Below are 21981 nucleotides of genomic sequence, written 5' to 3' on the forward strand. Positions count from 1 at the left end.
CGCTTAGTCAATACAGTTCTTCTATTTCAACGATGCACTTGCAATAGTTGACTAATTCATCTATGATTGCGTAATTGATAGTTACTATTTAGCTATCCTTCGTCAGCACTCTACTCGCTTTTACTGTAACCCAACAATGCGGACTACGTATTTCGTATTATCGGCTAAAAATTAGTGGCTACATCTTGTATTGAAAAAAAGAAATTAGAGGGTAATTGTTTGACTTTCAGGTTATTAAGAATAAACAACACACGTAGACCGAAACACTACAATCAGGAGTTTTTCGACTGATTATAGTGCGCAGAAGTTCGTATATTACCAAGTTGGAGGTAATTATAAAAACAATACAATATGACAGATTTAGAAATAATAAAAAAAATCGAAGAAAAACTTCAAATCAAATTTGCTGATTTTGGAGAATGGGAGAAATTCAGAAAAGCTGAATCAGATAAAAGAATTCAATCGAAGTCAGAAAAGATTTTGCCATCTGAAAGGTTTGATAATAAGGACCGTTTGGAAAATAAACAATTAGTAACAACAGACAATAGGGGTAAAGTAACTGAGATTTATCTTAATGGTGTAAATCTTCAGGAGATACCTGAAGAAGTTTTCGAATTAAGATATTTAACGAGATTTGATTGCGTAAACAACGAATTAAAAGAGATATCGTTAAGGTTTTCCGAATTAGAAGAGCTTCACACCTTATACTTATTCTCTAATAAAATTATCGAGATTCCCGATGAAGTAATATTTCATAAATCTTTAAAACGACTTGAAGTTCATAACAATCCTATTGAGTCAATACCTCCTGAATTGTTTGAAGGATCTGATAGAAAAAACAACCTAGAAGCCATTCGGAATTATTTAAATTCATTAAAAGCTGGAACGAAAAATTTAAATGAAATCAAAGTAATCATTGTAGGAGACGGTGGAGCAGGAAAAACTTCTTTACAAAAACTTCTAACAAACGAAGATTTTAATCCACACGAATCTCAGACTCATGGAATTAATATTAAGCATTTAACATTGAGACCGAACAAGAAAAATGTAAAATATAGATTATGGGACTTTGGTGGTCAAGAAATAATGCATGCAACACATCAATTTTTTCTTTCCAGAAGAAGTATTTATATAATATTGTTAAATGCTCGTGAAGAACCAAATCCAGAATATTGGCTTAATCATATTAAGAGCTTCGGAGGGAACTCTCCTGTTATTATTGTTATAAACAAAACTGATGAAAATCCATCTTTTGATATTAATAGACTGTTTTTGAAAGAAAAATATCAAAATATTATTGATTTTATAAAAATTTCCTGTTCTCATGGTATAGGGGTTGAAAATGTCAAGTCAGCCTTAAAAAAAGCAGTATTGGAAATCAAAGATTTGAATAGTCAATGGGCAGTATCTTGGTTTAAAGTTAAGACGATTTTAGAAGATATGACTACAAGTTTTATTAGCTTTGATGAATTTACCAATCTTTGTTATGAAAATGGAGTTTATGACTCTTCAAGCCAAAACACATTAGTGGAATATTTAAATGACCTTGGTATTATTCTTCATTTCAAAGATTTTTCATTAAGCGATACTCACGTTCTAGACCCCGAATGGGTAACACATGCAGTTTATAAAATTATTAACTCAAAGAAACTTGCTGACAATAACGGATTGCTTAAATTGTCAGAAATAAGAACCATACTTAATTTTAATGGTGAAGATCAAAGATTTAAGTATCCTTCAACTTCACTGAACTATATTATAGAATTAATGATAAAATTTGAACTTTGTTACAAAGTGTCGGATTTGGAAATTTTAGTTCCCGATCTGTTAGAAGTTCAAGAGCCATCATTTAGATCAGATGATAAAAATCCATTGAAAGTTGTCATATCTTATGGTTTCCTTCCAAGGTCAATAATGCCTAGACTTATTGTGAACCTTCATAACGACATTTATAACCAACTTAGATGGAGAACAGGCCTAATAGTCCATGACGAAGGATTAAATGCATATTCAAAAATAACCGTTGACTATGAATCAAAATCAATAAACATTGAGGTTTACGGAGATAAAAAAAGAGATTACTTGTCAATAATATTATTTATAATTCGCAGAATAAACTCAAGCTTTAAAGGGCTTCAAAATAAAATAAATATACCTGTAAAAGGAGCACCATATGTAATGGTTTCGCACGCGCATTTATTGACACTAGAATCAAAAGGTATTGTAAACTATATTCCAGAAGGATTAGATTACGAGATAAATGTAAAGGAAATGTTAGGTTCTATACAATCTGAAAAATCTTTCGAGGAAGAAATATTTACATTGTTAGATAAACTAGTATCTAAAGCGGATAGCAATGATACTATTGCAGAAAAAGCAAATGAAATAATTCAAATGCAACCTAATTTTTTTGGTATGGGTATTAATATTAATGCGCTAGTTAAGAGATACTTAAAGAAAAAATGATTGTGCCTAAAGCCGTATTGCAAAAGCCGGACTTTGTGCTTATATGACAGTGAAGTGTCAAATTTAAGCTTTTTGCATTTAGTGAATTATTAGTGCTAAAAAATTCCGCATTTACAAAGCGGTAAACCTTTAGCAAATATACAAAGCAGACAATATGAAATTTATTAATCCAATTATTGATGATAAGTCATTTACTTGTCCAAATTGTGGAGTTACTTCTCCGCAATCTTGGTCAATATACATATAAGTTGGGTACAAAAGTCAAGAACCTGATGGAAGAGTAATTGACAGGACATTTGGACTTAAAAAATTTAAAGTGGCAAAATGTACTCATTGTTCTGAGCCTTCATTTTGGACACAAGATAAGTTGATATATCCTTTAGTTGGAACCGTACCTAATCCAGACAATGACTTACCACAGGATGTCAAAGAAGATTATCTTGAGGCAAGGAACATAGTAAATCTTTCTCCGAGAGGAGCTGCTGCATTGCTACGTTTAGCCGTACAAAAGCTTTGTATTCATTTAGGAGAGAAAGGTAAAAACATTAGTGGAGACATCAAAAGGCTTGTTCAAAAGGGATTGCCTGAAACTATGCAGCAAGCATTGGATAGTGTAAGGGTTGTAGGTAATAACGCAGTTCATCCAGGACAAATAGATTTTAAAGATGATGTTGAAGCAGCTTATAAAATTTTTGGATTTATACATATCATTTGCGAGATGCTCATTAGTCAGCCAAAAAAAATAAAGGAATTTTACGAGTTAAATATTCCTGAAAATCTTCGCACTGAAATCGTAAATAGAGACAGAAAGCTTTGATGAAAATACGACTGCTAACACGGGTTTCTAAGCAGTCTGATGTGAAAACTTAAAGAATCGTACTTAGCGACATTTGGTGGTAAATTGAAACTTTATGCTCGGAAACCCTCCCGAATGAAAAGCCCGAGACCGTTTATTGGGTGTATAATGTGGCTAAGTTTAAAAAGCAAGTAGCTGACATAGAGACGGATTTAGAGGAACTGGTTTATACGATGAAGACGCTCCACACAACTAAACCTAATCAGTACCTTGCTTTTTGAAAATAGAAATGGCTCAAGCGGGCCATTGATGAATTGAATAAAAGCAGGACGAGCCCGGAGGAACGTACCTACTTTGCCCGTCTAATAGCAGTTTCTGGTTAGTATATGCCACCTAATTCACCACCAATGCGCCCTTAACCGAGTCGATGGTCGGGTGTGTTTACATGGGCACTTGATCGATTGAACGGGAAAGAGAATAAGGTTGCCTCTAAGCTAGTCAGCCACACTCATTTAAATTGATTTAGCTACGCTGGTATAAGTACGTAAACTTACTTATACTTGTGATACGGCTACATCGTTCAATAATCTATCCCTTCACAACCATGCGTAACCCCTTTTCTAGCAAGTCTTTGCCAGAGGTAAGCACAAACGATCTCAAAGCACAGGGACAACAACTAAAAGCTATTACCTACGTGGCGGCTTTTTTCATCGTGGCCAATATCGGGTATGCCATTTTTCGTCTGGTTTCACACAAAGTCGATTCGGTAAGCGAGTTGGCAGGAGGCAACCTTTTCTCGATGGGTGGCTTCGCGGCATCTTTACTGCTAGGCTCAGCTGCCTTGAAAAAAGTGAAAGCCGAAATAAGCGCCCGGGAAGCAAACAAGTAGCTTTCGCGTTGGGTGAACCTGGATAAAACTTTCTCAACAGCCACTACTATGTTTTCGACTAAGGATTACGCTACAATGACACTCGATGAACTAGTGTCGGAAGAGAAAAAGTTAAAATCACAGAAGATTCCATTTGCTTTATTAGCTGGCTTTTTCGTTGGCGTAGCTGTTTGGTCGGCTACACATAAAGGGAGCTTTGCCGGTACTGTGGCTTTACTCTTTCTCTCCTATCTGATCGGCTCCACTTATACAAAAAAACAGAAAGAGATAGAGGCCGAAATAAGCCGCAGGAACACTGATGTTGAGTAGCATCAATGTACTGCGTTTCGTCAGGCAGTGATAGAACATATTTCTATAAAATTTACATTCAGGCAAATGGAAAACACCAAATTCAGAGAGATGAGTAATGAGAAATTACTCGAGCAAAAAAAACTTACACAAACAGTGACAGGCGCCCTTGGTGGTATGCTCACATTACTGCTTGCGGCCGTTGTGTTTTTGACAATACAACAAGGGTTTAACGCTGTAAATATGTCTTTGGGCGTAATTCCCTTTGCTCTGATGCCTATACTCTTTATAAACTGGAATAGTGTAAAAGAAATACAAAAAGAACTCGATTCCAGAAAAAAGACAGTGAATTGAAATTCTGTTTTCGCTATCTAACTTCTTTCATCAATGGTAACTGGTTAGGTAGGGTGTGTCGTCAGATCCCCGACCTGACGATTTTTTGGGTCCCCGACCCGATCAGAGGCTACTCAACGCTCGGAAAGCAAGTAAATAATGATCCACCTGCGGTGGTTGAGTTTACTGTAGCAGGGCCGGGGACCCCTATAACTGTCAGGTCGGGGACCTGACAACACATTACCTAAACAGTTACCATCAATGAATAAACGAATCATTGTTCAGGACTTCTCTGAATTCAGTTTGGACGAACTTAAAAAGCAAGAACGCACTCAAAAAATGGGCGTACGGGTGGCGAGCGGCCTTTTGATTATTCTATTGATTAGTACAATCATTTTCTGGGTTAAGCAGGATTTTTCGTTCACTACTACAGAGCCTTTTAACCCGTTACTTTATTGTGGTCTCGGCTTATTGGCATTGGGTAGTTTAGCTATCGGAATGGCCAAAGCCTTAACGACTGTCAGGGCTGAGATCAGTGCCAGATCGTAGTAAGTTGAGCCGTTACGTGTGACTTAGCCTTATCCGATGCCTATTTTTCCATTCCAACCGCGTCTGTACCTGACATAGTTGCCGACCAAATGGGAGATTCGGTTTTGAGGAAGTATTTAAGAAGAAATCGTCTACTTTGGCTACTGTTCAGCACAAAACTACTATTACGGTATTTGAGTAGTTTTACGGCATGGGAACAGTCGTTTATATTCCCATTATTTCAGATTATGGTTTCAAAGCAACCTTCGGCAATGAGGCAGATAGTTTATTCCTTCGCACTGCTTTGCAGGCACTAATCAAATCAGATACGCCCACTAGGGAAGTGCATTTTGATAAGAATACGTTTGACGCTTTAACCCTTGACAGCCGTAGCGGCATTTTTGATTTATCCTGCACTGATGAGAACGGCAGTCAGTTCATAGTCGAAATGCAGTTAGGTCTGTCCCCGCATTTCGTGCAGCGAATGAAATTCTACGCCTTGCACAAGTTCAACACCGTAGTGGAACGTGGTCGGTTTGACTACGCCAACCTGCCTAAGATCTATACAATCGCCATCTTAGCGAAGAACATCTTGCCAACAACTCACTTTCATACGATTGCCAATCTGCGAAGCGAAACGGGTGAAATCATTGATAGCCAATTGTCGTTTATAACTGTAGAATTGGCTAAGTTTAGCAAGCAGATAGCTGAGATAGAAACCGATTTAGAGAAACTGGTTTATACGATGAAGACGCTCCACACAAACGAACCCACCCAGTACCCAGCTTTCTGGAATGAGGAATGGCTTAAGCGGGCTATCGACGAGTTAGACACGCGGAAGATGAGCCCGGAAGAGCGCGCTTACTTTGCCCGTGTGACAGCTGCTAACGCGGAAGCAGTCAAGGCGGAGAAGCAGAAAATAAAAGAAGCTGTAGAGCAGAAAGAGATAGAGACGGTCAAAAACTTACTGGGCTTAGGCGTTTTAACGGTAAATCAAATAGCGCAGACAGTTAGCGTGAGTGAAGAGTTCGTTCGCAGACTAGCCAGCGAGTCCTAGCATGGTATGATAAGGTGTTGTTTTTCGAGAAACTACACCGGCGGATCGGCCCGCTCGAAGGGCTTGGAGCGAGAAGCGATGTACATGCTCGTGGAAGCAACGTACCCAGACAATAACTAACATTTTGGTTAAGTATTCGATTACCGAAATCGGTTCATAGCTTTGAGTTGCTATGAAGAAACTTCTGTGGTTGGTAATGCTTGCTGTACTTGGCACCGGCTGTTCGCCCGCGCGGCGTATTAGCCGTGATTTACAGACAAACGCGATTTATACCGACCATTTTACGGGCGTGGCGCTTTATGATCCGGTGGGTCAGAAAACGCTGATAGCCCACAACGCCGACAAGCCGTTTACGCCCGCATCGAACACAAAGCTGTTTAGCTTCTATGCGGGTCTGCTAACCCTCCGTGATTCACTACCTGCGTTCAGGTACGTTGTCAGGCGGGGCGTTGGTCAGGCCGATTCGCTGATTTTCTGGGGTACGGGTAATCCGCTGGCACTGCACCCCGATTTGCCCGATACCACGCTGCTGGCCTTTCTACGTCAGCACTCCGAGCAACTTTTCTTCTCCACTGCAAACTATAATGGCCCCCGTTTTGGCGCAGGCTGGGCCTGGGACGATTATAACGATGACTACTCGCCCGAACTGGCCCCGCTGCCCCTTTTTGGCAATGTGGTCCGGTTCATCACAACCCCATCGGGCTCCACGGGTAGCCCCCGCCGGCTTGCCGACAGTGTTCGGGTAGCGGGTGCGGGGAGCAGCATACGCCGTAACGAGTTCAGCAATCAGTTTACGCGGCCTGCGGCGGGTCGGGCGGGGCGGCAGGATGTGCCCTTTCGCTGGTCGCCGCCCCTCGCCGCTCAGTTGCTATCCGACACGCTTCATCGGCCGGTTGGCCTGCTGCAGATGCCGGTGCCTACCGATGCCCAATTGGTACGTGGGTACCCAACCGATTCGCTCTACAAACGAATGCTACAGGTGAGCGACAATCAGTTTGCCGAGCAGGTGCTGTTTATGGTATCGGCCGAACGAAGCGCCACTGCCCTGGCTCCAACGGTGGAACTACGGCGGGTGGCCGATAGTCTGCACCATCCAATGAACAGCGTTCGGTGGGTCGATGGGTCGGGCTTATCGCGATACAACGTGTTCACGCCCAATGTGTTGATCGAGTTACTGAAGAAAATAATTGCTGTTGTGCCGCAGGAGCGCCTGTTTAAGTTGCTGCCCGCCGCCGGTCAGTCAGGTACGTTGCAGTCGATTAAAACGGGGGGGGAGCCGTACATTTTTGCCAAGTCGGGATCAATGACGGGCGTGTATAATCTGAGTGGTTATGTGGTAACCCGGCGCGGCAAACTGCTGTATTTCAGCATAATGCACAACAATTTCACCCAGCCTGTCAGCGAACTGCGCCGCCGAACAGGCGACCTTCTGAAAACGATTCACGAGCAATTCTGACTCTTTATGGTACGTCTTTTGACGTAAATATGATGAAAGGGTAATTTGAGTGAAATTGCCTCTTTGTTGAATGAGACGTACCTGATCATTTCCGAAAAAGTACTGACGTACCATCGAAAACGCTACTGGCGCTGTAGGGCTTCCGATGGTTCGTTAAATAAATAGGTACGGTACATTTTAGTCTTTATGCAGTTTATAGTACTGTTTTTCCTTTGAATAAATCAACGTTTTGATGTGCATCAAGTTTTTCCTATTCGCCTTCTTTGTCCTCACCGGAACGGGTTATACGCAAGCCCTTCGGGCACCTGCTTATCCACTGATTACCCACGACCCCTATTTCAGCGTCTGGAGCACAACCGATAAACTGACCGATTCCCCTACCCGCCACTGGACCGGTAAACCGCAGTCGCTGGAAGGAATTGTTCGGGTCGACGGGAAATCGTATCAGTTCATGGGCGCTGCTCCCACCAATTATCAGCCTATTCTGCCCACCGGTGAATCAAAACCATACACAACCAAATACACGTTCGATCGACCCAGCTCGAACTGGAACGAGCCTGACTACAACGCGACCGACTGGCTGACGGGGCCCGGCCCCTTCGGCGATACGCCCGACGCTAAGACCCGCTGGGCCAACCGCGATACGCACAAAAATGGTATTTACGTCCGGCGCGAATTTAATTACGACGGAAAGTCAGACGTGAACAAGCTGATGCTCTCGCTTTACCACGACGACGAGGTGACGATTTACCTGAACGGTATCCGCATTCTCTCTAAATCGAGCCACGTCGACGAGTATGTTTATTTGCCTTTGTCAGCACTGGGGAAAAAAGCGTTGCGGCCCGGTAAGAATTTGCTGGCCTTTCATTGTGTAAGCCCGTACGGAGGCTCGTTTATTGATGTTGGCCTTGTAAATCCCGTTGTACCGGCTGGCATAACAACGGCGACTCAAACCGGCGCCAAGGTATCGGCTACGCAAACAGACTACAGTTTCACGGCGGGGCCGGTGGCGTTGACCGTCAATTTTCTGTCGCCGTTGCTGCTCGATGAACTGGAGGTGGCGGCCCGTCCGGTAACGTACCTGAGCTTCGTAACCCGGTCGACGGATGGCAAACCCCATACCGTGCAGTTGTACGTGGGCGCGGCGGGTACGTTGGCCACGCACTCGGCCCATCAGGATGTGATGACCAGCTCGGGCACCAAAGGTGGGGTAAACTGGCTGAATCTGGGTACGCAAAAGCAGCCACTGCTGGCCCGGAAAGGCGATAACGTCCGTATCGACTGGGGCTATGCTTATCTGGCTGTGCCGCAGCAAATCAAAGCCCGGCTAACTCCCGGTTCATTAACCAGTCTGAAAACGGCGTTTATCAATCAGGGTACGTTACCGGTGGCCAAACAGGTAGCCGGCGCGGCCCGCGATAATGGGCTGGCCGTCAGTATTCCGGTGGGGTCGGTGGGGGCGTCGCCGGTGCAGAAACATGTTATGCTGGCCTACGATGACCTGTATTCGGTGCAGTATTTCGGGAAGAACCTGCGGGCCTGGTGGCGGCGAAATGAACAAATGACGATGCCCGCGCTGTTGCAGACAGCCGAAAAAGACTACACCCGCCTGAAACAGAAAAGCACCTTGTTTGACATTCGGCTGTACGACGATGCTCAGAAAGCCGGTGGTAAACAGTACGCCGATTTATGTGCGCTGGCCTATCGACAGGCCATTTCGGCGCATAAAATTGTGGCTGGCCCTAAAGGCGAACTGTTCTTCTTCTCGAAAGAGAACTTCTCTAACGGCTCGATTGGCACCGTGGATATTACTTACCCGTCGGCCCCGCTGTTTCTGCTGTATAATACCGATTTGCTGAAAGGCATGATGGAGCCCATTTTTCAGTATTCAGAAAGTGGACGATGGAAAAAGCCGTTTGCGGCCCACGATGTAGGTACGTACCCACTTGCCAACGGACAGACCTACGGCGAAGATATGCCGGTTGAAGAGAGCGGGAATATGCTGTTGCTGGCGGGGGCGATCACCGGCGCTGAAGGAAACGCCAATTACGCCAAAAAACACTGGAAAACGCTGACCACCTGGGCCGAATATCTGCGCAAAGACGGCTTTGATCCCACTAATCAACTTTGCACCGATGATTTTGCGGGGCACATTGCACGTAACGCAAACCTGTCGGTGAAGGCCATTCTGGGCCTTGCCGCCTACGGGCAAATGGCGGCTAAACTGGGCGATCAGCGAACGGCGGCAACGTACCTGAAAATCGCGCGTGACATGGCTGCAAGGTGGCAACAACTCGCGGCCGATAAAGGCCATTATGACCTTACGTTTGAAAACGACGATAACACCTGGAGCCAGAAATACAACCTGGTCTGGGATAAGTTATTAGGCCTGAACGTATTCCCGAAAGCGGTAGCGCAGACCGAAATTGCCTTCTACCTGACAAAACAGAAACCTTACGGCCTTCCTCTCGACAGCCGAAAAACCTATACCAAATCAGACTGGATTATCTGGACGGCAACCCTGGCTGAATCGACCACCGATTTTCAGGCGTTTATTAAGCCCGTCTGGAAATTTGCCAACGAAACGTCTTCCCGCGTTCCGCTGACCGACTGGCATGAAACCACCGATGCCAAACAGGTTGGTTTTCAGGCCCGCTCGGTGGTGGGTGGTTATTATATAAAAATGCTGGAAAGGAAATTGCTGCCGCGGAAATAGCTTAGAAACGGGTAAAAAATACAGAATAGGCCCTCTACAACAAAAGCCCGTTCTGCCCATGCTCACTTGTTTGCGCTCGTTCATGGCGCTTCTCTCTTTTTTGATGGCTTGTGTCAGTTGTGCGCAATCGCCGTTCCCGGCCAATGTGCGGCGGGTCGTATTTTTGGGCAACAGCATCACCTATGCAGGTACGTATGTCAGCTACATTGATGCGTACCTGAGCGCGCGCTACCCGCAACAGGGATTCGAGTTCATCAATGTTGGCTTACCAAGCGAAACGGTGTCGGGGCTTTCGGAAGAAGGGCATGCGGGCGGTCAGTTTCCCCGGCCCGACCTGCACGAGCGGTTGGTAAGGGTGCTGGCACTCACCAAGCCCGACCTCGTGTTTGCCAGCTACGGCATGAATGACGGCATTTACCTCCCGTTCGACGAGAGCCGATTTCAACGATTTAAAGACGGAATCAACTGGCTACACGCCGAAGTGGTAAAGTCGGGAGCGCAGATCATTCATTTGACACCGCCGGTTTTCGATGAACTGAAAGGCCGAAAACCGGGATACGCCGCCGTGCTGGATCGGTATTCAGATTGGCTCATTGATCAGAAAAAGGCGCAGAACTGGTCGGTAATCGATGTGCATTACCCCATGAAGGAGTTTCTGGAAGCCCACCGCAAGGTCGACTCCACGTTTGCCGTGGCCGGTTTTGCGCTGGCCGACGACGGCGTCCACCCGGGTGAGGTTGGTCATTGGCTGATGGCGAAACGTATTCTGCTGGGCATTGGCGAAAAAGCAGTTGCTCCCGCGCCAACCATTCAGGCCGCCATGACAACTGTTCCCAATGCGACGCAGCTTCTGAAACTGGTTTCAGACCGGCAGATGATCATGAAAGATGCCTGGCTAACTGCCACCGGCCATAAACGCCCCATGAAAGCCGGATTACCCCTCGACGAAGCCAAGGCAAAAGCCGCCGACATCGACGCGCAGATCAAGGCACTTTTGCGATAAAAACTTTTAAGCAGATTGGCTGTAGACCTTTGACTTGGGCTGCCAAAACACACGGATGTGACTAGTGTCAACCTGACGTCTCGCTTGGGCCAAATCGTAGTTTTCCTGTACGGTCAACCAAAATTCTGCTGTCGTATTTGGGAAGGCAGTTGCCAGCCGAATGGCCATTTCTGGTGTAACACGCTGTTTTGTGTTTATGATCGCCGACAATGTTTTGCGCGTCGTTCCTAATCCAGCAGCTACTTCTGCAATAGTAAATAGCTGCCCAGTTTCTTCGCGCAATCCGTCAATTGTCTCACGAATTAATTCGCCCGGATGGGCAGGGTCGAAAAGTGCCATGTTCGTTTTTGTTTAGTGATAATCTACGTAATCGACATCTGCAGCGTTTTCACCCTCAAACCGAAAGATAATTCGCCAATTTCCAGACACTTTCACTGCGTAGTATCCTTCCAAATTTCCTTTCAGCGGATGAAAACTATAACCTGGTTGATTCATCTGTTCGGGTCCAGTAGCTGCCTCCAGGCGGGTTAGGATTAATCTGATTTTTACCAGATGCGCTTGCTGCAATTTAGAACGGTCACCTTGAGTAGCATATCGTTCCAAGCCTTTATGACGATAACTGACAATCATAACACGAATGTAACGTGAAACGTGTCAGGTTGCAACTCTCACAAGCAATCTACATCAATGATAACGCTGACGGCGCGGAGGCCTTTGTCGGTGAGGATATCGGTGATGCAGCTTTGGATGAAGGCTTTTACGGCTTTGAAATTGATCTTCTCGCGTTCCAGCTTGATCAGAATATCGTAGAGAAACTGGTTCCGAATGCGGGCTACTAACGGCTCTTCCGGGCCAAGTACGCGCTCGTCGCCCAGTTGAGCGGCCAAACTGGCGCGCAGCACCTCAGCGGCTTTCCGGCTCACGCGCTGATCGGTGTGGCGCACAGTAAGCTTTATCAGCCGCGAAAAAGGCGGGTAATTGAAATCGCGGCGTTCCATGATCTCTTCATCGTACAAACCCAGATAGTCGTTGTCGATGATCTTTTGCAACACCACCTGCGAGGGGTCACTCGTTTGAATAAGCACGCGCCCTTGTCGGTCGGCCCTTCGCCCGGCACGTCCGCTTACCTGAGTCATCATCTGAAAAGCGCGTTCGGTAGCCCTGAACTCCGGCCAGCGAATGATGCGGTCGGCATCGAAGATACCCACCAGGCTGACATTGTCGAAGTCGAGCCCTTTGGTGATCATTTGCGTACCCACCAGAATATCGACGTTTCCGGCCTCGAATTCGCTGATAATCTGCTGATACGCATTTTTGGCGCGCGTTGTATCGAGATCCATCCGTTGAATACGGGCGGCGGGGAACAGAATCTGAAGTTGATCTTCGAGTTTTTCGGTACCGTAGCCTACGGTTCTGACCTTTGTTGATCCGCAGGTGGGGCAAACTTTGGGTACGTCTTCTTTATGGCCGCAGTAGTGGCAACGCAGTTCGGCGGCCCTCTGATGGTAGGTCAAGCTAACGGCGCAGTTCAGGCATTGGCTTGTCCATTCGCAGTCTTCGCATTGCAGGTAGGGCGAATAACCGCGCCGGTTCTGGAACAGAATGCTCTGTTCGCCGCGCTCCAAGTTGTCGGACAAGGCGTTGAAGAGGGCCGATGAAAATTCGTTTTTCATCGTTTTCTGCTTCTTCTCCAGCTTGGTATTGATGAGCGAAATAAACGGCAGGTTGGCGTCGCCATATCGCTGAAACAACTCGACCAATCCATAGCGTCCCTGTTTGGCCTGGTAATAGGTCTCGATACTGGGTGTAGCCGAGCCCAGCAGCACTTTGGCCTGTTGCCAGTGAGCCATCATCATGGCTACATCGCGGGCATGATAGCGCGGGGCGGGGTCGTGTTGCTTGTACGAGGTTTCGTGCTCCTCGTCGACAATAATCAGGCCAAGGTTATCGAAGGGTAAAAACACCGCCGATCGCACGCCAATCACAAATTGGAATTGCCCGGACACCACACCTTTCCAAACTTCAACGCGCTCATTATCAGAAAATTTGGAATGATAAATGCCCATTTTATCGCCAAACACTTTTTGCAGGCGTACCACGATCTGCGTTGTCAGCGCAATTTCGGGTAGCAGATACATCACCTGCGACCCGCCCGCCAGCACTTTCTGAATCAGATCGATATAGACTTCGGTTTTACCACTGCCCGTAATACCATGAAAAAGCACGATGTTCTTCTGCGCAAATTCGGCCATGATCTGGTCTGACGCCGTGCGCTGGGCAGTTGTCAGAATGATCTCTTTCTGGGGGGCAAAGTGGTTAGAGACGTCGTCGGGAAAGCGGGGCTGGATGAGTTCAAAGGTTTCAAAAACGCCGTTCTTCACCAATGTACCCAACGACGACTGCGATAGTTCATCATCCTGATTCAGAATCCCTTTTTCAAGGCCCTGTTCGTTCAGGGCAGGGTTGCGTTGCATGGGTACGTGCCGCAGGTAACGCATCACCACTTCTTGTTGCTTAGGTAGTTTATCCAGCCGCTGTAACAAGGCCAGTAGTTGCTCTGGCTGCTCGTAATTACGGTGTAAACGCACTTTACGTACCATTTTGGGTACGTATTTCTCTTTCACCTCATCAAAAACAATGACTGCCCGTTTACCCACCAGCGACTTAATCAGCGTGGGTACGTTCACCTCGCCCACCAGCCGGCCCAGTTCTTCGTAAGAAAGTGAAGGATGTTTTTTGAGGTCTTCGAGCAGGCCAACTTCCTGCTCCGTTAGCAAGTCGGGGTGGTCGAAGTCAGGGTTGTACTGCACTTTCGACTGACTGGTGATTTTCAGGCCAGAGGGCAGAGCCACGTTCATCACCTCGCCAATACAGCACATGTAATACTCCGCCATCCAGGCAAATAGCTGTAGCTGATAGCCGCTCACGAGTGGGTACTCATCGAGCAGTTCGAGCACATACCTGGCCTGATAATTCTGGGGTGGATGGTTGTGCAGACTGGCCACGACTGCAGTTATTACTCTACTTTTTCCGAAGGGAACAATCACTCTGGCCCCAATTTTGATAAGGCTCGCCATTTCCCTTTTTACCCTGTAAGTAAACAATCGGGGAACGGGAATAGGTAACACCAAGTCGACAAACAATGTGACTTCTTCCCCGTCAGTATGTGAAAATAAGGTGTCTGACAAAATAATTAGTTACTAATACTAAGAAGTAATGAATATAAGGATAAAACAATTAAGTAACTGGCAAGGAAATTGACACATACCTGAACGTTACCCTTATCTAGCTATAAAGCGTGCACTATTGTCCGGTAAGTCTGCCCATTGAGTGGGTGTGAGTTGCCCGGCTATAAGCATGTCCATACGTATGAGATAGCATGCATTAGTTTACTAGTGAAACAGCCTCAATTCAATGAAACAATTTTACTCAATTCAACTTGGCCGGTTACTGATGGGCATAGTGTTAACACTGTGTTTTTCGGCGGCTAATGCCCAGATAAGCGGTACGGTTTATCGGGATTTCGATGCCAGCAGTACGCAGACATTTAACTCACCAGCCGAGCCGGGTGTTCCACTGGTCACGGTAAATGCGTACGTCAACTTCAGTACAACTCCCATTAGCGTAACAACTAACGCAAATGGCAGTTACGCATTCACGAGTAGCCAAATTCCTCCTTTAGCGAAGGTACGCATAGAATTCGCCAACATCGAAGAGGGCTTCTTCTTTGGCCCAATTGGGGCAAACAGTCAGAGTAATCTGCGTTTTGTTACCGCCCCCGCCACCAGCGTTGATTGTGGTATTAATTTCCCTACTGAATACTGTCAAAACGGGGATGTTCAGATCATCATTCCCTGTTTCGTGAATGGTGATCCTATGACTACGGTTAATGCCAATGGATCCGTAGACCCCGATAAACAGGCGGCAAAAGGCGATGTGCTGGTGTCGTTCTCGATCAATGCAACTGGCCTGGCCGATGCCACTAACTTCCCGCCAACTCACCTGGCGTTTGCCAGCGAGATAGGTGCCGTTTGGGGCGTGGCCTATTTACGCGCCGAGAAAAAGGTATTAAGCAGCGCCACCATCAAACGCCATGCAGGTCTTGGTTCGCTGGGTACAGGCGGCGTTTATATGACTGATATTGCCTCGGCAACCACCATCCCTTTCTTTGACTTTCAAACCGATTTAAGTGTTCCGACCGGTGCTGATCCGCACTCAGGCCTGAACGCCGATAAAACGCAGCCCAGTAGCGACCCCGGCCCAATGACTGTGCTTGGTAAGCTTGGGATTGGAGGCATTGATCTGTCGGACGATAGCAAGACGCTGTATGCTGTAAATATGTTTGACCGCAAACTGTACGGTGTCTTCATCGATTCGCCAGCGCGTAAGCCTGGTCCGGCCGATGTAAAATCATGGGTTATAGACGGCTCGGGTTGCCCCAACGGTGATTTTCGTCCGTGGGCGGTTTACAATTACCGCAATTACATCTATGTAGGTGGTGTTTGTTCGGGCGAGAATCGTACGTCGAAGATCTCGCAGTTCACGTCGGCCTCAGCAGCATTGGCGGCAACCCTGCCCGATACGGCTGGTCTGAAAGCAATTATTATGCGCATCGACCCGCGTCAGGGAGCATCGGCCGCATTCCAGACGGTGTTGAGCTTCCCGCTGACGTTTGAGCGCGGTTCGGCCGATTTAACGGAGAATTGTGCTGATTTTAAATACTGGCTTCCCTGGACGAATGAGTTTCCGATGGGTTGCAACAGTACCGGTCAGTTTGTTATCTGGCCACAACCTATGGTTACCGATCTAGCTTTCGATGATAACGGTGATATGGTTATCGGGATGCTCGATCGGTTTGGCCACTTAGCCGGCGTGCAGAACCAAAATCCGGCTGGTCAGGGTGTTTACAATGGTTTTACGGGTGGTGATATGTTGCGCGCCAGCGTAATGACGCCCGATCGGTCGGTATACAAATTAGAATCGAATGGGTCGGTAGGTGGCCGCACGGCAGGCTCGAACCCCATTCCGGGTTCAGGCCAAACCATGACTGCCCCGTACAACCAAACGGCAGGTACGTATGTAGTGTCGGGGGTTGGCAATAATGAGGGCCCCGGCGGGGGTGAGTTCTATTTCAACGACCAGTGGTTTTTCAATGCCGCCAACAAACCGGGCCACAATGAAGTGACCAACGGTTCGCTGATGATCCGGCCCGGTAGTAACGAAGTGATGACGTCTGCCTTTGATCCCATCACCGATGTATATCAATCGGGCGGATTACGGGTGATGAGTAACCTGGATGGTACTATTCGTCGGAATTATGCGCTCTTCGGCTTCAACAGTCCAGGTACGTTTGGTAAAGTATCGGGTCTCGGCGATGGAAAAATTCTTTGCGATCCGGCGCCGATCGAAATTGGTAATCGGGTTTGGTTCGATGATAACCGCGATGGTATTCAGGATGCCTATGAGCCGGGCGTCGACGGCATTGTGCTTCGCCTGTTCGACATGAGCGGCGGCGGTACAGGTACAGAAGTAGCCAGCACTACTACCGCTGGTGGCGGTTTATATGTTTTCAATAATGGCAACGTACCCACCGGGATGAAGTTCAACCAGAACTACCAGATTCGGATGGATATGGCCCAGCTTCCGAGCCTCGACCTATCGGCGGCAAACCCGCAAGGTGGCCCCAGACGAAATGCCCGGAAGGCGGCCACAACTCGTGAGTACTTTATCTCGCCTCAAACGCAGGGAACGGCCGTAGGCAGCAGCACCCGTGATAGCGACGCCAGCGTGGTTGGCTCCGATGCCGTTATTAGCCTAAAAACCGGCAGCTTCGGCGAAAATAATTATGACTATGACCTCTCTGTGTATTCATGTCCAACCGTAATCGGCGACATTGAAACCTTTTCGGTTTGTGCCGATGTAGGTACGATTCCTGAAATTCCGGTCAGTAGCCTCAACTTCTCGCTTGTTGACGATCTTCGGTTTGTGTACTTCAGTAGCCCTCAGAGTGGCACAGCCATGTATGAGGGAGGACTGGTACTAGGCACCTTTACGCCTGCTGATCCGGCGTCAGCCGTTACGTCGCTTACGGCACCGGCTATTCCTACGGCCAACGCCTCGGGCGCACCCATCGAATACTACATTTATGGCATTGTCTATCCCACGCCATCAGACCCTCGTTGCCGTGTAGCTACGCTTTCGAAGCTGACGGTGCTGCCCAAACCGGTGATCAGTTCAGCGACTGCATCGGCCACGCTGACCTGCGCCGTACCTACTGCTGTTTTAGCGGCTCAGGACCCAACGCCACGCGCTCAGTATGTGTGGTATGGCCCAACCGCCAGCACCAGTATCGCCAGCACAACGGTATCGGTTAGTTCGCCGGGCGTTTACACGCTGACCAGTATGCTGGATGGTTGCGCCGGTGACGCCGTTACGGCCACTGTGGGCGAAAACAAAGTAGTTGCCAATGTTACGGCCCTCGGCGCAGAGGTTTCCTGCACAACTCCGGTAGCATCGCTTACCGCCCTGGTCGATCAGGTTGCTTCGCCGTACCCCGTTCTTTGGAGTGGACCGGCCAACTTCACCAGTACAGCCAATCCGCTTTCAACGAGTATTGCCGGCAATTACACCGCTACCGTCACTTTCCCCAATGGCTGCACAGCAGTGTCGGCCACGGTAGAGGTAAAACAAGGGGCGAGTACTCCACCATTTGTCGCAATCAATATTGATGGTAATTCCGGCATTTCGTCAGCCACGCTGACCTGCGCCAAGCCGTCGGTAACGCTTTCGGTGAATAACCCAACACCCGGTGCCATATATGTATGGCTGAGCCCGGTTGCTCCCAACAGCACCACGGCCAACAGCCTGGTGGTCAATGCACCCGGCGTCTATATACTGACCGGTTCGTTGAGCGGTTGTGCAAGCGATCCTGTATCGGTCACCATTCTGGAAGATAAAGGCATTGGTACCGTAACAGTCAACGATGCAACGCTCACTTGTAGCACTACGGCTGTTACTCTTACCGCCAGCGTGAATGGCGCTAATTCACCTTATCCTGTTAGCTGGATCGGACCCGCCGGTTTCGCCAGCCAGAGCAATCCGGTCAGCGTGTCGTTGGCGGGGACCTACACAGCTTACGTCACCTTCCCCAACGGCTGTACGGTGGTTTCAGGCCCCAACACAGGTAGCGTAACGCAGGGTGATCTTACCCCTCCATTTATCGATGCGGTAGGCGGCGCAAAAACGTGCCCGACCTGCTCGGTAACGCTGATGGCCGATGCGAGCGGCGTTTCGTTCTTCTGGACTGGCCCCAATAACTTTACCAGTACCGAGCAAAACCCGGTTGTGCAGGATGTAGGCCTTTACAAAGTGACGGTCACTGATTTGCAAACCGGCTGCTCCGACTTTATGGAAGTGGTGGTGGAAGAGGCAACAAATGATCCGTGCCCGGTACTAAGCATCAATCCGGCTTCGCTCACTATTTGCTCTGGTGAGCAGACCCCGAATATCACTGTTACCGGTACTCAGTTTGCAGTGGGTCAGCAGGTTCGATTTGTGAAATTCAGCGCACCACAGTCGGGTACAGCCATGTATTCGGGCGGCACCGTGCTAAGCACAGTTACCCCCAACGCCGCAGGAGAGGCCGTGTTGACGTCGGCGGTGTTGTCGCCGCAACTAAGCTCAGGTACGTCAGAAACAGCATATATCTACGCGATCCTTAGTCCGGCCCCGGCTCCGGTTGTTGGAGAGCCTGTTTGCCTCCCGGCTGTATTGCTGACCGTTTCCGTTTCGGCCAAAGAATGCATTCGCATCGAAGCAACTCGTATTCGCTAGAATATTGGACGTTGGATACTGGATGTTGAATATTAGACATTGGACGAAAGACTTTGTTTTAGTCTAACATCCAGTATCCAATGTCCAGCATACAATATCCAACATCCAATTTCAACAGGCAAACGCCCCCAATGGACAAACCTTTGGGGGCGTTTTTTGCGTTACTTGCTTGAACGTAAGATTACACATCAGCCAATATGACAACAAACTCGCAGCCTGTCGACGTAATCATTGTGGGTGCTGGCCCCTGCGGACTAGCGGCCGCTATTGAAGCCAGTAAAAGTGGGCTGAGCCATCTGATTTTGGAGAAAGGCAGCGTTACCGAATCCATTCGACGGTATCCGAAAATGATGCGATTCTTTTCAACGGCCGAAAATATCGAGATCGGGGGAATTCCCTTCCCGGTGTCGAGTGTGAAAGCTAACCGGAACGAAGCGCTGCAGTATTACCGAAAAGTAGCGGCCTATTTTCACCTGAAAACCAAGGTCTTTACCGAAGTGAAAAGCGTTCAGAAACAGGGCGATCTGTTCCGGGTGTTAACCACAAAGGGCGACGTTTTCTACGCCTATAAAGTGATTTTAGCCACCGGCTATTTCGACAGACCCCGTTGGCTGGGTATACCCGGCGAAGACGGACCTCAGGTGTCGCACTATTATGACGAACCGTTTAAATACTCGTTTACGAAGGTCGTTATTATCGGGGCCTCCAACTCAGCGGTTGAAGCAGCTCTGGAACTGTATCGCCACGACGTGGATGTAACGGTGGTTCACCGGGGTGAGGATTTTCGGTCGACGGTGAAATACTGGCTAATCCCCGACGTGAAAAACCGTGTAAAGGAAGGCAAAATCAAAACTGTTTTTGGCAGTTGTGTTACCCGGATAGGGCCGGATTCGGTACGGGTGCATAACTTACAAAGCGGTGAAATAACCAAAATTCCCGCCGATTTCGTGCTGGTGCTGACCGGCTACACACCCGATGCCGAATTGCTGCAACGTTGCGGTGTTGAACTCGACCCCGAAACGCAGATTCCCCAATATAACCGCACCACTTTCGAAACCAACGTACCTGGCCTGTACGTCTGTGGCACCGTTCTGGCGGGCATTTACACCGAGAAGGTATTCATCGAAAACGGCCGCGAACACGCGCAAGCCATCATCGACCACATGATGGGCCGCGAGATTCATAAGGTAAACGAACTGGTGCAGCGAATTTGAAAATAGGTTCAACGTTTAAAGTCTAACGTTTAAGGTCTAAAGTCGCTCTGCTTTCTACCAGTCTGTAGGTAAGCGAAGCGACTTTGGACGTTAGACTTTGAACTTTGAACCTATTTTTGCCCCATGAACACCCCACTTCCTGATTTATTTGCTCAGTTCAACAATCTCCGCGTGCTGGTTATTGGCGACGTTATGCTCGATGCCTATGTGTGGGGTCGGGTTGATCGTATTTCGCCCGAAGCTCCTGTTCCGGTCGTTACGGTAAACCGGCGCGAAGTGAGGCTGGGCGGGGCGGGTAATGTGCTGCTGAACGTACAGGCTCTTGGGGCCGAAGCGATTATTTGCTCGGTCATCGGCACCGATATGGCCGGCGATCAGCTTCAGCACCAACTCACCGAACGCGGACTCACCTGCAACGGACTGATTCGCTCGGATTCGCGGATTACAACCATCAAAGAGCGCATTATTGCCGGGTCGCAGCAGGTTGTTCGAGTCGATACCGAGACGGACAAATACATCACCGATGCCGAACGCACACAGCTTATTGCTACCGCCAAATCACTGATTCCGGGTTGTCAGGTCGTTATTTTTGAAGATTATGACAAGGGTGTGCTGAGCCGCGAAGCCATTGCCGAGATCACTGCTTTTGCCAACGAGCAGCACGTACCAACGGTAGTCGATCCCAAGAAACGACACTTCCTCGACTATCAACACACCACGCTCTTCAAGCCAAACCTGAAAGAACTGAAAGAGGGATTGAAAGTCGATTTCAACGTCGATAATCTCGATGAACTAGCCAGTGTGGTAACAACACTAAAGACCCGAATGAACCTGCTGGGTACGTTGATCACTCTCTCCGAGCGGGGTGTATACATAGACCTCAACGGCGAACAAACCAAACTGCCGGCGCACGTTCGCACAATTTCTGACGTATCGGGGGCGGGCGATACCGTGATCAGTATTGCGGCCTGCTGCGTGGCGCTTGGGCAGTCTCCCCGGCGTATTGCAGGCCTCTCAAATCTGGGCGGTGGGCTCGTCTGCGAAAGCGTCGGCGTAGTACCGATTGATAAAATCCGGTTGTTCGAGGAAGCTGTTCGGCTAGGCGTTTAGCCACGCGCATTTCGTGTATTTCCACTACTGAAGAGAACGCTAACCAATTTGCCATGATTACAGACAAAGCTCGGTTTTGTTCATGACTCGTTAACCACTTTTCGATTGCCAAATAATGCTGTTCGTAGCCTGGATGTCGCTTGGGTAGTTGCTGAACGACGGAACGCGTTTATGCCAGAGCAACGCAAAAAAATCCTGCTCGCTGTTTTGCTAGCGGGTTTTTCGAATCTATTCCTGTAGAGTCGCAATATCTTGCGGCTCACTCGCGTCAGCAATTTTGGAAATGTATTAA

At 48.0% G+C, this 21981-nt stretch carries 16 protein-coding genes; 13 read left to right on the forward strand and 3 right to left on the reverse strand.

The annotated features are described in order from the left end of the window. Positions 1 to 351: 351 nt before the first annotated feature. From ACAW87_RS14525 to ACAW87_RS14570, 10 genes are all read left to right on the forward strand, one after another. Positions 352 to 2466 carry a COR domain-containing protein gene (locus ACAW87_RS14525; protein WP_370724133.1) on the forward strand — a complete coding sequence of 705 codons (2115 nt, stop codon included), beginning with the start codon at positions 352 to 354 and terminating at the stop codon, positions 2464 to 2466. Between the two features lie 367 nt (positions 2467 to 2833). Then, a complete protein-coding gene (locus ACAW87_RS14530) occupies positions 2834 to 3283 on the forward strand; it encodes a DUF4145 domain-containing protein (RefSeq protein WP_370724134.1) in 450 nt (149 codons plus the stop codon). 583 nt (positions 3284 to 3866) lie between these two features. Continuing rightward, positions 3867 to 4151: a hypothetical protein gene (locus ACAW87_RS14535; protein WP_370724135.1), complete on the forward strand. Its 285-nt coding sequence runs from the start codon at positions 3867 to 3869 to the stop codon at positions 4149 to 4151. Between the two features lie 48 nt (positions 4152 to 4199). Further along, the gene (locus ACAW87_RS14540; protein WP_370724136.1) at positions 4200 to 4460 is read left to right on the forward strand and encodes a hypothetical protein; all 261 of its coding nucleotides are present in this window, start codon (positions 4200 to 4202) and stop codon (positions 4458 to 4460) included. A 66-nt stretch (positions 4461 to 4526) separates the two neighbouring features. Beyond that, positions 4527 to 4793 (forward strand): redox-active disulfide protein 2, encoded by a 267-nt coding sequence (locus ACAW87_RS14545; protein ID WP_370724137.1) that lies wholly within the window; start codon positions 4527 to 4529, stop codon positions 4791 to 4793. A gap of 240 nt (positions 4794 to 5033) precedes the next feature. Next, positions 5034 to 5321, forward strand: a complete 288-nt coding sequence (locus tag ACAW87_RS14550) for a hypothetical protein (RefSeq protein WP_370724138.1) — start codon at positions 5034 to 5036, stop codon at positions 5319 to 5321. Between the two features lie 190 nt (positions 5322 to 5511). Further along, positions 5512 to 6357 (forward strand): Rpn family recombination-promoting nuclease/putative transposase, encoded by an 846-nt coding sequence (locus ACAW87_RS14555; RefSeq protein WP_370724139.1) that lies wholly within the window; start codon positions 5512 to 5514, stop codon positions 6355 to 6357. A gap of 172 nt (positions 6358 to 6529) precedes the next feature. Next, complete coding sequence (locus ACAW87_RS14560) at positions 6530 to 7813, forward strand: D-alanyl-D-alanine carboxypeptidase/D-alanyl-D-alanine-endopeptidase (RefSeq protein WP_370724140.1); 1284 nt, start codon at positions 6530 to 6532, stop codon at positions 7811 to 7813. Positions 7814 to 8045: 232 nt separating this feature from the next. Then, positions 8046 to 10529 carry a glutaminase family protein gene (locus ACAW87_RS14565; RefSeq protein ID WP_370724141.1) on the forward strand — a complete coding sequence of 828 codons (2484 nt, stop codon included), beginning with the start codon at positions 8046 to 8048 and terminating at the stop codon, positions 10527 to 10529. Positions 10530 to 10587: 58 nt separating this feature from the next. Continuing rightward, positions 10588 to 11532 carry an SGNH/GDSL hydrolase family protein gene (locus ACAW87_RS14570; protein WP_370724142.1) on the forward strand — a complete coding sequence of 315 codons (945 nt, stop codon included), beginning with the start codon at positions 10588 to 10590 and terminating at the stop codon, positions 11530 to 11532. Positions 11533 to 11538: 6 nt separating this feature from the next. Here ACAW87_RS14570 and ACAW87_RS14575 read toward each other — a convergent pair whose 3' ends face one another. The 3 genes from ACAW87_RS14575 to priA are packed head-to-tail and all read right to left on the reverse strand — an operon-like array spanning position 11539 to position 14720. After that, positions 11539 to 11871: a HigA family addiction module antitoxin gene (locus ACAW87_RS14575; RefSeq protein WP_370724143.1), complete on the reverse strand. Its 333-nt coding sequence runs from the start codon at positions 11869 to 11871 to the stop codon at positions 11539 to 11541. A gap of 12 nt (positions 11872 to 11883) precedes the next feature. Then, positions 11884 to 12162, reverse strand: coding sequence for a type II toxin-antitoxin system RelE/ParE family toxin (locus ACAW87_RS14580; RefSeq protein WP_370724144.1), 279 nt, complete (start codon positions 12160 to 12162; stop codon positions 11884 to 11886). A gap of 38 nt (positions 12163 to 12200) precedes the next feature. Beyond that, entirely contained in the window at positions 12201 to 14720 is a 2520-nt protein-coding gene (priA, locus tag ACAW87_RS14585) for a replication restart helicase PriA (RefSeq protein ID WP_502918423.1), read from the reverse strand. A gap of 226 nt (positions 14721 to 14946) precedes the next feature. On the opposite strand from priA, the gene ACAW87_RS14590 reads away from it, so the two are divergent. The 3 genes from ACAW87_RS14590 to ACAW87_RS14600 all read left to right on the forward strand — a co-directional run bounded on the left by ACAW87_RS14590 (position 14947) and on the right by ACAW87_RS14600 (position 21689). After that, on the forward strand, positions 14947 to 19365 hold the full coding sequence (locus ACAW87_RS14590) for an SdrD B-like domain-containing protein (protein WP_370724145.1): 4419 nt from the start codon (positions 14947 to 14949) through the stop codon (positions 19363 to 19365). Between the two features lie 197 nt (positions 19366 to 19562). Next, positions 19563 to 20579, forward strand: a complete 1017-nt coding sequence (locus ACAW87_RS14595; RefSeq protein ID WP_370724146.1) for a YpdA family putative bacillithiol disulfide reductase — start codon at positions 19563 to 19565, stop codon at positions 20577 to 20579. A gap of 123 nt (positions 20580 to 20702) precedes the next feature. Next, positions 20703 to 21689, forward strand: coding sequence for a bifunctional heptose 7-phosphate kinase/heptose 1-phosphate adenyltransferase (locus ACAW87_RS14600; protein WP_370724147.1), 987 nt, complete (start codon positions 20703 to 20705; stop codon positions 21687 to 21689). The last annotated feature ends 292 nt before the right edge of the window (positions 21690 to 21981 follow it).

The organism is Fibrella aquatica (assembly GCF_041321135.1).
Lineage (GTDB): Bacteria > Bacteroidota > Bacteroidia > Cytophagales > Spirosomataceae > Fibrella > Fibrella aquatica.